The following is a 12,820-nucleotide window of genomic DNA, read 5'->3' as shown; positions in this document are numbered from 1 at the left end:
TCAATCCCCCAGGTTGAGCGTGAGTTTGGTGACGGCGAACGCCTCGGCGTATCGCTCGTGGCATTCGATGCCGCGGATCCGGGCAAGGCCGAGGAAGGCCTCCCGGTCGTACCAGGGCCGGTGCCGCTGCGAGGGGTAGTGCTCCTGCAACAGCCGCACCTTCCGTTCGGCGATCTCCGGCGACAGCGGCTGGTACGCCCCCATACGGCCGAGATCGCCGTCCCACTTGACGATCTCGTAGCCGAGCACGAGGTGGTCGCGGAAAGCGGTGGTCATCAGCTTCGCCAGGCCGCGGTGATCCTGGTGCGCGTCATCGGTACGCGGTGCGAGGACCAGATCCGGCTCGGTCCGCTCGCGCAGCTCCTCGACCGCGGCCTTGGCCCCCTCCCAGTGCGCCGGCAGCCGGCCGTCCGGCAACTTGTCCACGGTCAGGCGCAGTTCGGCGCCCGGGCAGAAGGCGGCGAGCGCGGCCCGCTCCTCCTGCTCCCGCTCGCTGCCACCGCCGGAGAGCACCAGCGCGTCGACGCGCGTGCCCGGATGCGCGAGGCACATCGTCAGCAGCGTGCCGCCGGCGCCGATGGCGATGTCGTCGCAGTGCGCGCCCACCACGACGATCCGGTCCAGGCGCCCGGCCCCGAGCCGGATCACGCGCTCACCCCCGCGCCGTCCCGTTCCCACACGGCCCAGGGGCGCTCGCCCCGGGCGTAGGCGGAGTCGAGCGCGGCCCGCTCCTTCACGGTGTCGGTCGGCTTCCAGAAGCCGCGGTGCTGGTGCGCCACCAACCGGCCCTGCTTGGCCAGTTGGGCGCATCCGTCGGCGACCAGGTCCCCGTTCTCCGGTATGTGATCGAAGACCTCCTGGCGGAGCACGAAGTAGCCGCCGTTCTCCCACAGCGGCAGCTCGCTCACCGCGGTGATGCCCCCCACCAGGCCGTCCTCGCCCAACTCCACACAGTGGAACGACGACTGCGGCGGCACCACCATCATCGACGCACCGGCGTCGCGCCGGGCGAACCGGTCGATCATCTTGGGCAGCGGGGCGTCGGTGAGCACGTCGGCGTAGTTGGCGAGGAACATCTCGTCGCCGTCCAGGTGGTGCCGCACCCGGCGCAGCCGCTCCCCGATCGGTGACTCGATGCCGGTCTGCGCGAACGTGATCGTCCAGTCCGAGATGTCGGTGGAAAGCAGCTCGGTCCGCCCGCCCCGCAGCACGAAGTCGTTGGACGTCGTCTCCTCGTAGTTGAGGAAGAAGTCCTTGATGTGGTGCGCCCCGTACCCGAGACACAGGATGAACTCCGTGTGCCCGAAGTGCGCGTAGTAGCGCATGACGTGCCAGATCAGCGGCCGGGGGCCGACCATCGCCATCGGCTTGGGCACGTCGTCTGCGGCACCGCTCCGCATCCGCATCCCGTAACCGCCGCAGAACAGGACGACCTTCATGACTTGACCTCGACAATGCTCAGTTCCGGGATGGGAAAGACAAGGCGGCCGCCCCAGTCGTGCACGAACGACAGCTGCTCGACCAGCTCGGCCCGCAGGTTCCACGGCAGGATGAGGACGTAGTCCGGTTTGTCGGCGGCTATCTGTTCGGGCGGCAGGATCGGGATGCGGGTGCCAGGGGTGAACCTGCCGTGCTTGTACGGGTTGCGGTCGACCGTGTACGGGAGCAGGTCGGGCCGGATGCCGCAGTGGTTGAGCAGGGTGTTGCCCTTGCCAGGGGCGCCGTAGCCGACGACCGTCTCGCCGCGCTCGGCCGCCTCGATGAGGAACCGCAGGAGGTCCCGGCGCACCTTGGCCACCCGGGCGGAGAACTCGGTGTACCCGGAAACCTCCTGCAGCCCGGCGGCCTTCTCCCGGGCAAGCACGTCGGCCACTCGCTGGGACGGCTCGCCCGCCACGTCGGCCGGCCGGGCCCACAGCCGGATGGAGCCGCCGTGCGTGGGCAGCAACTCGACGTCCACGAGCGCGAGTCCGCCGCTCGCGAGGGCCCGGATCGCGGAAGCGACCGTGTAGTACTGGAAGTGTTCGTGGTAGATCGTGTCGTACTGGTTCTCCTCGATCAGGGTCAGCAGGTGCTGCACCTCGATGGAGACCCAGCCGTCGTCGGCGACCAGGGCGCGCAGCCCCTGGGTGAACCCGACCACGTCGGGGATGTGCGCGTACACGTTGTTGGCCACGACCAGGTCCGCCGGGCCGTGCTCCTCGCGGACGGCCGAGCCGGTGTCCGGGCTCAGGAACTCCGTGAGCGTGGGCACACCCGCGTCCCGCGCCGCGGCGCCGACATTCACGGACGGCTCGATGCCGAGACAGCGGATCCCCCGGTCCACCACGTGCTTCAGCAAGTACCCGTCGTTGCTTGCGACTTCGACCACGAAGGCCTCGGCGCCGTCGGTGCCCAGACCCACCCGCTGCACCGCGTCCGCGACGAACGTGCGCGCGTGCTCCACCCAGGAGGTCGAGTACGAGGAGAAGTACGCGTACTCCTTGAACGTCTCCTCCGGCGTGATCAGCGGCGGTATCTGCGCCAGCCAGCAGTCGGTGCAGACCCGCAGGTGCAACGGGTACGCCGGCTCCGCCGTGTCCAGTTGGTCCGCGGCGAGAAAGCTCTCACATGGTGGCGTCGCCCCGAGATCGACGACGCTCGCCATCGCTTCCGAGCCGCAGAGTCGGCATTTGGTCATCTACTGTCCCCATCCCCCCTGCTCGCGTGGGTGTCCCCGCCGCGAGTCATTGCTGACCGCCCCGCGATCGCGGTGCGGTACCCCTCCACCAGGCGCTCGAGGCCGACGGCCGGGCTGAACCCCTGCTCGTAACGGCGCCGGGCCGCCCGGCCCATCTCTCGGACCAGGTCCGGTTCGGCCGCGATCCGGCGTATGCAGGACGCGAGCGAGGCGGCCTCGCCCGGCCGGTGCAGCAGCCCGGTCACCCCGTCCTCGACGAGTTCGACGAAGGCGCCGTGTCCGGCGGCGACGGTCGGGACCCCCGCCGCCATCGCCTCCACGACCACCAGGCCGAACGCCTCCAGCCAGGTCGAGGGAGCCACCACGGCGACGGACCGGGCGATGGCCTTCTGGCACTCCGCCGTGTCGTACAGGCCGACGTAGCGCACGTCGTCCCTGCCCGCCGCCCAGGTGGTCACCTCGCGCTCCAGCGGTCCCGTGCCGGCGATCACGAGCGGCACGCCCAGCCCGCCGCTCGCGGCGATCTCGTCCCACGCCGTCATGAGCAGCCGTACGCCCTTGGCCTCCGCGAGCCGGCCGAGATAGAGCAGATGCTCGCCGGCGCCCGCTCGGCCGGCGCCCGGGTCGGGCACGAAGTTGTGCTTCACCGCAAGCCGTTCGGCCGGCATGCCGGCCTGCACCAGGACGTCGCGCTGCGCCGCGGAGATACAGAAGAACCGCTCCACGCCGGACCACCACCGGCGCCGGTTGACCGACAGGCTGACCGCGAGCGGCACCGTCGCAAGACGGGAGTTCCGGTAGCAGCCGTGCCGGACGGCGGGAAGCGGCGCCCTCCCGACGCACTCGGTGCACGGCCGGCCGTCCCGCTGCAGTGTGCCGGGCGGGCAGACTTGGGTGTAGTTGTGCAGCGTGGCGACGGCGGGTACGCCGGCGTCGGCGCAGGCGGCAAGGACCGCGGGCGACAGGAGCGGGAATACGTTGTGGACGTGCACCACGTCCGGCCGCTCGCTCCGGAGCCGGTCGGCGAGCTCCGCGCGAACCGCCGGGTTCCACGGCACGAGGAGCGGCAGCGCGGCCTTGGCAAGGAGGGACCGGGCGCCGATGTCGTCACTGCGCCGCTCGAACACCTCGACCCGGTGGCCGGCCTCGCGCAGCAGCGCCGCCTCCTGGTCGACGACCTTGTTCTCCCCGCTCGGCTGGGCCGAGGCGTAGCGGTTGTGCACCACGAGAACGTGCATGCTCAGGTGACCTCCGATGTGCGGGCCCAGCGCGGTATGCGTCGTCGAGGACCTTCGGGCGTCGAGAGCCGGGGGACGTCGGGCGTCGACAGGGGAGTGGCCGCGGCAGGTGCCGCAAGCAGCGAGGCGGCCACGGTCAGATGCAGCAGATACGGCGAGGCGTCGCCCAGCCCGGCCTCGGTGTACGACGCGATCGCGCAGTAGCTGATCAGGAAGATCGCGCAGGCCCTCGACAGCGACGGTGGCCGCAGCAACGCGACGCCGCCGAGCACGATGATGATCGCCGCCACCAGGGCGACGCCGGTCAGACCCTGCTCGTGGTAAACGGCCAGCCAGCTGTTGTCGATCGGCAGCCCGCCGAACGACTTGTCGCCCAGGCCCGCGCCGAACAGCTGCTCCGAGGTCGACCGGGGGGCTGCCAGCAGGGCGTCCCAGACCTTGGCCCGACCGGTGAGGTTGGAGATGTTCTCTTTGCTCTGTCCGCGCAGGAACCACGCCTGCAGCGCGGAGCTGAACGCCACCGCGGCCACGGCGGCGCACAGCACCGCCCAGGCGAAGAACCGGCGGGCGGCGGCGCTGGTCAGGAGGAGCGAGCCGATCGCCAACACCAGCCCGATGAACAGGCCGAGCGTGGCCGTCCGGGTATGGGTCAGCGCGAGCAGGACGAGTGCCGGCACGATGACTACCGCCGCGCTGCGCCTGTCGGTCCGGCGGCCCAGAACGAGCAGCACGGTGAGCCCGATGATCACCGCGGCGTACTGTCCGATCTGCGGCGGGGTGAGCGGCCACAACGCGCCGACCAGCCGCCCGCCGTAAAGGTCGGGCAGGGCGGCGCCCGGTGAGATGACCAGGCCGGCGGCCACCGACCCGAGGACCGCGAAGTAGATCCGGATGTGGTGCCGGACGAACGTCTCACTGCCGTCCCACCAGCGGCTGAGCAGCCACAGCGTGCCGACGAAGAGAGCCAGCCGGGCGCAGCGGAACAGCGCGCCGAACCCGGACTCCAGGTTCGCGCTGGAGATCACGCTCGGCACCAGCAGCAGGGTGAGCAGGAATACGAAGGCGCTGGCCCGGACGCGCAGCCGGAGATTGACTGCCAGCGCCAGCGCGAACGCGGCGGCCAGCGCGCCCATGGTGACCATCTGGATGAGGGAGCGGGGCAGCGGGACGATGGTCTTCGCCCCGGTGGAGCCGAGCGTGTTGAGGATCAGCAGCCCCCAGGCTGTCCCGACGATCTTCGACGTGTGGTCCGCGCCCATCTCAACCACCGTCCCGTGCACGGAAGGTGCTGCCCGCGTCCTGCTGGTACGGCGTGCCCTGCCACTGTCCGAAGTCGAGCACCCGGCTCGGGTCGTGGGCCACGAACTTCCATGGGCCGAGGTAGACGTTGTCGTGCCAGCGGTTGTGCTGCTTGCGGGTGATCGCCTCAGCCACCCGCTCGCCCTGGTAGGGCGACCAGTCCGGATAGGTGCCGTAGTTGGCAAGGACCGCCATGCGGTCGCACTTCACCGTGCACTCGACGACGGACTTGTCCAGCACGAAGCGGTTGTCGTGGATGTCCACCCGCTGGGTCTTCCACCGGCAGTCGTCGTAGAGCGGTGTGGTGGCGATCGCCGGCCGCGCGCAGCGGTCGGTCTTCTTCACCAGCAACGTGCAGTCACCGGACGAGGTGTTGGCCGGGCTGTTGCAGAACCGGTCGGCGTTCTCCCACAGGGTGATCCCGGACCAGTTGTTCTCCAGCACGTTTCGGTAGATCTCGATCTTGTCCGTGCGGGCTCGGATCCGTGGTTCGCCGCCGGACTCGGACAGGTAGACGGTCGCGAGCGGGAAGCTGTCGCCGCGGTCGGCGTACCTGCGGCCCTCGACCCAGTTGTTCCGCCGGATCGTGTTCTTCCGGATGACCGCGTTGTAGCTGGTCTCGTAGATCAGCGCGGCACCGTCGTTGGCCTCGAGCACGTTGTCCTCGATGCGGAAGTCGTTGTTGTTGGTGTCCGCCCACAACCCGGTTCCGCGGTTGTCGTGCACCCAGTTGCCCCGCACGTCGGCGCCGTTGACGGCCCAGAACTTGATGCCTCCGGTGCAGCCGCAGCCCTTCCGCTTCCGCTCCCAGTCGTCGGTGTTGTTGCCCACGATCTCGTTGCCCTCGACCACCAGGCCGCGGATGGCGTCGCCGGGCTTGTACGCGTTCATTCCGTACTGGCCGTTCTCGCGCAGGCAGTTGGCGCGGACCTGCTGGCGGGCACCGGCCATCAGCCCGGCGCCGGAGTTGTGCTGGATCGTCGCGTGCTCGATCACCCACCCGTCGGCCGAGTCGTGGTTGACCACGCCCTGGTCCTGCGGCGCGACGAAACGCTGCACGGTCAGGTGGCGGATGGTGACGTCGCGAGCCGAACCGCCGAACGCGTACTGGTTCTTCTTCCGGCCGTCGAGCACCGCGCCCGGCGCGCCGAGGTAGCGGTTCCCCTTCTTGGGGATGACCTGGGCATAACGGTCCGATTCGAGCCTGTGCTTGCCCGGTCGAAGCCAGAACGTGGTGTTCGGGGGGCTGCTCTTGGTCTTCGCAGCGAGGTCACCGACCACCGCGGGGTCGACCGTCACCGCGCCCGCCGGCGCCTTCGCCGGCCCGGCCACGGGCTTGGCGCACACCCGGGCCACGGACGTGGCTCGTGCAACGGTCGGCTCCGCCGGGGGGCCCGGTGTACTCACGCAGCCAGTCGCCGTCAGCAGGACCAGCACCAGCGGTGCCGTCGGCAACGCCCAGTGCCGCTTCTCGATCACCACGCGTCCCCCTAGCCCCGGAACCTGAGTACGGTGGTGAACCCCTCCGCGCCGTCGGTGAAGCCTGTGCCGACCAGCGTGGTGGTGGGTTCCTTGCGCCCGAAGCCGGCGGAGTACCAGCCCAGCGGCGGGTCGGTCTCGCCGCGATGCGCCCGCCAGGACAGCTGCCCGGGCAGGTCGAGCACCGCGGAGCGGTCCTCGCCGTCCCGGGTCCAGGTGAGCTGTGCCCGGTTCCCCACCAGATCCGCGGCGATCAACGGGCCGAGGTGGAACGCCAGTTGCACTGCATGGCGCGGGCCGCGCACATCGTCGACCACCCGCAGCTCCTGGCTCGCGGCGGTCAGCTCCACCCGGCGGCGGTGCACGGAGCCCTGGTACCCGTCGTGCTCGGCGCTCCAGCGGGCCACACCCGCGTCCGAGGTATCCGCGACCAGAACGCGGCTGCGGGCCTGCCGGGTCCACAGGAACGGGCCGCCGGAGACGGACTGGTCACCGCCGTCCAATTGCAGGGTGTTGTGGCCGAGGGTCGACCGGAAGTACTGCCGCCACTCGGGCTGCCCGTGGTAGCAGTACGTCCCCGGATCGGCGAGCACGTCGACCCCGTCGTGCCGGACCTCCACGGACAGGGCGTCCGCGTGGGCATGCGCGGCGATGGACAGGAACCCGTGCGGACCCCCGTCGCAGCGGCACCAGATCTCCTCCGGACCGCGCAGAATGGTCATGCCCGCGTCAGCGAAATGGGCGGGTCGGCCTGCCGGGCGGGTCACGGCCGGTGCGGTTCCATTTTTCGCGTACGGCCGGATGAGCGCGGCAAGCAGCGGGGTGCGCACATCGGTGCCACCCGCCGCCGGCCACCAGGCGAGCCGGCCGAACACGGCGTCCCCGGTGGCCAGTAGCGAGGCCCAGCGGTCGGTGCCCGCGCCGTCCACGACCAGACCGTGCCCGTCGTCCGCGTCTCCCTGGCGCGGCGGCCGTAACCGGCCGTCCACGACGGCCGCGAGCGCGTCGGTCATCCGCAGTAGCACAAGGCGGATCGACGCGGGGACCGGTACGTCGGCGGCGTCCGCCTCGGCCACCGCGGCCAGGCCGAGCTCGAGGACAAGTCCGTGATACTCGGTGGCCAACTCGCGGTTGAGGCCGGACTCGAAGGTGTTGCTGCGCAGATGCCGCTCCAGCGACCGCAGCGCGCCGGCTCGCCAACGCGCCGAGGAGGGGAACCACCCGAACGCGCAGGCTGCGGCCAACTGCCCGGCGGCCTCGGCGATGACGTGGTTGTTCGCCGAAGATCCCCGGCTGGGGAAGGCGGCCAGCCAGCGCTGGTGGTGCCAGATCTGGTTCAGCGCCACCGGGTTGTCCTCGAAAAGACCGGCCGCGCCCGGCCAGCCGTCGAGCAGCCGGCGGATCCACACCCAGGAAAGGAGCCGGATCCCCAGCTCGATGCCGCTGATCCAGTGCACTCCGCGCAGCGGCGCGTTGGCCGTCCACCACAACCGCAGATGCTCGGCCACCCGCTCGGCGTACTGCTCGTTCCCGGTGATCGCGTAGGCGGCGGCGAGCACGGTGAGGTACTGATGCCGGGACGGCTCCCAGATCTGCTTGATGTCCCCGACCACGTCCTCGTTCCGGTACGGCACGTCGAAGGCGTAGCCCCACGGAGCCCGGCGCCCGGTCTTCGGGTCGTACCACCAGTCCGGGTCGGCCAGGTCGTCGCGGTCCACGCCGAAGAACTCGGCGTGCCCGGCCATCAGCCGGTCCGCCTCGGCGATGAGACGTTTCGCGGCGTCCGCCGGCACCGCGGCGATCGTCCCGGCGGGCAGTACCGCGGTGAACCGGGCGCCGGTCACGCTCGGGCAGTTGGGCAGCGCCGACCGCCACCGCCGCCTGCGCACCGTGTCGCCCGCCCGGCCGGCGATCTCCTGCGGTCCCATCCGGGACAGCCGCCGCAGGTACCAGCCCGCGCTCATGGTCATCGCGCCCTCGCCAACGTCACCGGCGCGCCGCCGGCCAGGCCGGTCTGCACGGCGAGGGTGGCCGCCGTGGTGGCGACCAGCGACTCCAGCGGCACCGGCATCGGGCCGCCGGTCCGCACGGCCTTGATGAACGCGGCCAGCTCGGCGGACTGGCCCTTGTCCCGGGCCTTGGGCAGCCGCGAGGAGACCCACCGCTTGCGGCCGACCCCTCCGTCTGCAAACACCGAGGCACGGACGAAGTCGTCGAGCCGCAGCACCTTGCCGTCCGCGATCAGGTCCAGCGTCTCCTTGGGGAAGGCCGACGAGCCGGTGGTGACGTAACTGATGGTGGCGGTGGACCCGTCCGGGTAGCGCAGCACGACCTGCAGGTCCTCGTTGCCGGACGTCGCGACCGCGTACACCGAGACCGGGTCGGCCTCGAGCAGCCAGCTTGCCGTGTCGATGAAGTGCCCGCCCTCGCCGGCGAACCGCGAGCCCTCGGTGCCCTGTTGGAGGTACCAGCTGCCGTGCTGCAGCCGGCCCGCGTTGACCAGGTAGCGCAGGCTCGCCGGACCGGTCCGGGCGCCGAACCGCTTCCTGGCCTCCTGCAGCAGCGGCGCGAACCGGCGGTTGAAGCCCACCTGCAGCCGGTCGTTGCCGGACTTCTCCACCGCCGCGAGCACGCCTGCCAGTTCGTCCTCGGTGAGGGCCAGGGGCTTCTCCACGAACACCGCCTTGCCAGCAAGGAGTGCCCTTTGGGTCAGTTCGGCGTGCGAGCTGTGGCGGGTGACCACGAACACCGCGTCGATGGACGGGTCGTCGAGCACGGCGTCGAGATCGGTGGTCGCCTCGGCGAAGCCGAACTTCCGCTTCGCGTTGGCCGCGGACAGCGCCGTCGTGGTGACGACCGTGGACAACTCGACGCCGTCGCGCTGTGCCAGGTGCGGCAGCAGCATCGAGGTCGCGTAGTTTCCCGCGCCGGCGAACGCCACCCGCACCGACGCCTTGGCGGGCCGGGCCGGGGTGGGCGCTTTGCCGCTGCGTCGCACCGCGGGCACGGCCACGGCCGGGGCCGCCGCTTCCTCCGCTTCCCCCGCCTGTTCGGGGTACCGGAACAGCACGGCCACGGCCTTCAGGTCGCCGTCCTTCAGGCGCTGGTACGTCTCCACGGCGTCGTCGAAGTCGGCGATGTGGGAGACCAGGGGCTCTACGTCGACGCGGCCGCGGGCGAGGAGATCGAGGAAGCACGCCAGGTTGCGGCGCTCGGTCCAGCGCACGTAGCCGATCGGGTAGTCCCGGCCCTCGAGCTCGTACTCCGGGTCGTAGCGCCCGGGGCCGTAACTGCGGGAGAACCGGACGTCGAGCTCTTTCTCGTAGTACGCGTTCCACGGCAGGTCCAGGCGGCACTTGCCGATGTCGATCACCCGGCCGCGGTCCCGGCTCAACTTGGCGGCCAGCTCGACGGGTTGGTTGCTGCCGCCGCCGGCGGCCAGGTACACCTGGTCCACGCCGTGACCGTCAGTGAGCTCGGCGACGGAGGCTTCCACGGCCGCGGAGGCGGGATCGCCGCAGGCCGCCGCGCCCAGGCGCTCGGCGAGCTCACAGCGCACCGGGTCGGGGTCGACCCCGACGACGCGGACTCCCGAGGCGGTAAGGAGCTGCACCACCAGCTGCCCGATCAGCCCGAGGCCGATGACCAGTGCCACGTCGCCGAGTTGCGGCTCGCCTTGGCGGACGCCCTGCATTGCGATCGACCCGACGGTGCCGAAGGCCGCGTGCTGCGGCGCGAGGCCGTCCGGCACCGGGGCGTAGAGGTTCTTCGGCACCCAGTTCAGCTCGGCGTGCAACGCGTGCTCATTGCCGGCGCATGCCACGACGTCGCCAACCTTCACGTCGTCGATCCCGGTGCCGGCCTGCTCGACCACCCCGCACAGCGAGTAGCCCAGCGGCGTGTAGGAGTCCAGCTTGCCCATCACCTTGCGGTAGGTGGCGGGCACCCCGTTGGTGGCCACGCTCTGCATGACCTTGGCCACCTGGTCCGGCCGGGAGCGGGCCTTGCCCAGCATCGACATGCCGGCCTCGGACACCTTCATGAGCTCGGTCCCGGTGGATATCAGCGAGTAGGCGCTGCGGACCAGCACACCGCCCGCCTTGCACCCCGGCACCGGCACGTCGAGCACCGCCAGCTCGCCGCTCTTGTAGTTCTGTACAACCTGCTTCACCCGAACTCCTCTGATTCCTAAGCCGTTAACCGAGTGCTCTGACCGGACCCAGAGGTCGCGCCGCGATACCAGTACTCGAGGGTCAGCACATGCCACAGATGCTTGGAGAAGTCCCGCTGCCCGGCGGCGTCCTCGGCGACCATGCGCGCCAGCGCGTCGCGGCGCAGGAGCCCGGAGTTGACGAGCACGCCGTCGTTGACCACCTCGCGCACCAGCGGTGCCAGATCCCGGCTCATCCAGGCCCGCAGCGGGGCGCTGAACAGGCCCTTGGGCCGGTACACGATCTCCCGGGGCAGGATCGAGGTGGCCGCCTCCTTGAGGACGGCCTTGCCCTGTCGTCCGACGATCTTGCGATCGCCGGGCACGGCGAACGCCGCCTTGACCACCTCGACATCCACGTACGGCACCCGCACCTCGGTCGACGCGGCCATGCTCGACCGGTCCGTGTAAGCGAGGTTCAGGCCCGGCAGGAACATCCGGGCGTCGCCCAGGCACATGCGGTTGACGAAGTCGTCGAGGTCGTTGTCCTGGTAGATGTCCGCGTGCTCGGTCAGCACGTCCTCGACCGTCCCGGCCAAGTCCGGATTGACCAGGGCGAGCAGCTCGTCCTGGTCGTACATGGTGTAGCTGCGCCGGAACGCGGTCTCCTCCGGCAGATCGGCGAATGAGAGGAACCGCTTCGCGAAGCGCACCGACCGGTACCCGCGGCGGGCTGTGGCGACCGGCAGCCGGTCCACGACCCTGGACACCCCGCGCCGCAGGGGCCCCGGGACGCGTTGGTAGCGCAGCGCAAGGAGGTTGGCCAGGTGCTTGCGGTAACCGGCGAACAGCTCGTCGGCGCCCATCCCCGAGAGCATCACCTTGACCCCGGCCTCCCGGGCGGCCTCGCAGATCAGGAACGTGTTGATCGCGGCGGGGTCGCCGATCGGCTCGTCCAGGTGGTACGTCATCTGCGGCAGCAGGTCGAGCACATTCGGAGCGATCTCGATCTCATGCAGGTCGACGCCGAACCGCTCGGCCACCCGTCGGGCATAGCGAAGGTCGTCCGGCATCGCCTCGAACTTGGCGTCCTCGGCGCGGAATCCGATCGTGTAGGCGGAGATCCCGGGTTGGTCGCGGGCCGCCAGCGCGGTCAGGTAGCTGGAGTCGAGACCGCCGGAGAGGAAGGTCGCCACGGGTACGTCGGAGAGCAGGTGGCGTCGGGTCGACTCCTCGACGATGGCGGCCAGGTCCGGCTGCTCGCCGCTCAGGGCCCGCTCCCGGCCCTCGGCGGCGACGTCCTTCAAGTGCCAGTACCGGCCGCGCTCCACCCGGCCGTCGGGCCGGCACCGCAGCCAGCTCCCCGGCGGCAGCTTCTCCGCTTCGCGGTACGCGCAGCGCGAGTCCGGCACCCAGTAGTACAACAGCGAGGCCACCAGCGCCGCATGGTCCACCTCCAGAGACCCGCCGGTGGCGACGGCGAGCGCCTTGAGCTCGGAGGCGAACACCAGGCCCGCACCGCGCCGGAGCAGGAACAGCGGCTTGATGCCCAACTGGTCGCGCGCCAGCACCAGTTCACCGGTGCGCTCGTCGAAGATCCCGAACGCGAACATACCGCGCAGCCGGGGCAGGCAGTCCGTGCCCCAGCGCCGCCAGGCCTCAAGGAGCACCTCGGTGTCGGAGGTACCGCGGAAGCGCACGCCGGCGGCTGCCAGTTCGGCACGCAGCTCGGGCGCGTTGTACAGCTCGCCGTTGTACGTCAGGACTAGGCCGCCCGAGACCATCGGCTGGGCGCCGGTCTCGGACAGGTCGATGATGGCAAGCCGGCGGTGCCCGAGCTGCACTTCGCCGTCACCGGCGGGGTGGCTGTACCGGCCCGCCCCGTCCGGGCCGCGGTGGGCGAGGGTATCGGTGAGCCGGTCGGCCACGACCTTCCCGTCCGGCCATAGGTAAGTTCCTGCGATGCCACACATG

General features: G+C 70.8%; 9 protein-coding genes. All 9 read right to left on the bottom strand.

Annotated features, from left to right (window positions below):
• Genes J7I98_RS26215 through asnB form a run of 9 tightly spaced genes read right to left on the bottom strand, consistent with a single transcriptional unit; the run spans position 1 to position 12,819 of the window.
• A complete protein-coding gene (locus J7I98_RS26215; protein ID WP_214926669.1) occupies positions 1-648 on the bottom strand; it encodes a PIG-L deacetylase family protein in 648 nt (215 codons plus the stop codon).
• Positions 645-1,439 carry a glucose-1-phosphate cytidylyltransferase gene (locus J7I98_RS26210; protein ID WP_214926667.1) on the bottom strand — a complete coding sequence of 265 codons (795 nt, stop codon included), beginning with the start codon at positions 1,437-1,439 and terminating at the stop codon, positions 645-647. Before J7I98_RS26210 ends, J7I98_RS26215 begins: the two co-directional genes overlap by 4 nt.
• Entirely contained in the window at positions 1,436-2,680 is a 1,245-nt protein-coding gene (locus J7I98_RS26205) for a class I SAM-dependent methyltransferase (protein WP_214926665.1), read from the bottom strand. Before J7I98_RS26205 ends, J7I98_RS26210 begins: the two co-directional genes overlap by 4 nt.
• On the bottom strand, positions 2,677-3,918 hold the full coding sequence (locus J7I98_RS26200; RefSeq protein ID WP_214926663.1) for a glycosyltransferase: 1,242 nt from the start codon (positions 3,916-3,918) through the stop codon (positions 2,677-2,679). The genes J7I98_RS26205 and J7I98_RS26200 overlap by 4 nt, the downstream gene beginning before the upstream one ends.
• Before the next feature lie 2 nt (positions 3,919-3,920).
• Positions 3,921-5,177 (bottom strand): O-antigen ligase domain-containing protein, encoded by a 1,257-nt coding sequence (locus J7I98_RS26195; RefSeq protein ID WP_214926656.1) that lies wholly within the window; start codon positions 5,175-5,177, stop codon positions 3,921-3,923.
• Position 5,178: 1 nt separating this feature from the next.
• On the bottom strand, positions 5,179-6,699 hold the full coding sequence (locus tag J7I98_RS26190) for a right-handed parallel beta-helix repeat-containing protein (protein ID WP_214926650.1): 1,521 nt from the start codon (positions 6,697-6,699) through the stop codon (positions 5,179-5,181).
• An 8-nt stretch (positions 6,700-6,707) separates the two neighbouring features.
• Positions 6,708-8,666: an alginate lyase family protein gene (locus J7I98_RS26185; protein ID WP_214926648.1), complete on the bottom strand. Its 1,959-nt coding sequence runs from the start codon at positions 8,664-8,666 to the stop codon at positions 6,708-6,710.
• On the bottom strand, positions 8,663-10,867 hold the full coding sequence (locus J7I98_RS26180) for a bi-domain-containing oxidoreductase (protein WP_214926646.1): 2,205 nt from the start codon (positions 10,865-10,867) through the stop codon (positions 8,663-8,665). The genes J7I98_RS26185 and J7I98_RS26180 overlap by 4 nt, the downstream gene beginning before the upstream one ends.
• Positions 10,868-10,884: 17 nt before the next feature.
• Positions 10,885-12,819 carry an asparagine synthase (glutamine-hydrolyzing) gene (gene asnB, locus J7I98_RS26175; protein WP_214926644.1) on the bottom strand — a complete coding sequence of 645 codons (1,935 nt, stop codon included), beginning with the start codon at positions 12,817-12,819 and terminating at the stop codon, positions 10,885-10,887.
• Position 12,820 lies beyond the last annotated feature (1 nt).

It is taken from the genome of Streptomyces sp. ISL-98 (assembly GCF_018614055.1).
Classification (GTDB): domain Bacteria; phylum Actinomycetota; class Actinomycetes; order Streptomycetales; family Streptomycetaceae; genus Streptomyces; species Streptomyces spiramyceticus.
Note: the sequence above shows the minus strand (reverse complement) of the source record. Positions and strands in the feature narration are given on the sequence as shown.

Coding starts and splice junctions, on each gene's coding strand:
- asnB (WP_214926644.1), bottom strand. CDS start 12,819: ATGTGTGGCATCGCAGGAACTTACCTATGGCCGGACGGGAAGGTCGTG.
- J7I98_RS26205 (WP_214926665.1), bottom strand. CDS start 2,680: ATGACCAAATGCCGACTCTGCGGCTCGGAAGCGATGGCGAGCGTCGTC.
- J7I98_RS26200 (WP_214926663.1), bottom strand. CDS start 3,918: ATGCACGTTCTCGTGGTGCACAACCGCTACGCCTCGGCCCAGCCGAGC.
- J7I98_RS26210 (WP_214926667.1), bottom strand. CDS start 1,439: ATGAAGGTCGTCCTGTTCTGCGGCGGTTACGGGATGCGGATGCGGAGC.
- J7I98_RS26185 (WP_214926648.1), bottom strand. CDS start 8,666: ATGACCATGAGCGCGGGCTGGTACCTGCGGCGGCTGTCCCGGATGGGA.
- J7I98_RS26195 (WP_214926656.1), bottom strand. CDS start 5,177: ATGGGCGCGGACCACACGTCGAAGATCGTCGGGACAGCCTGGGGGCTG.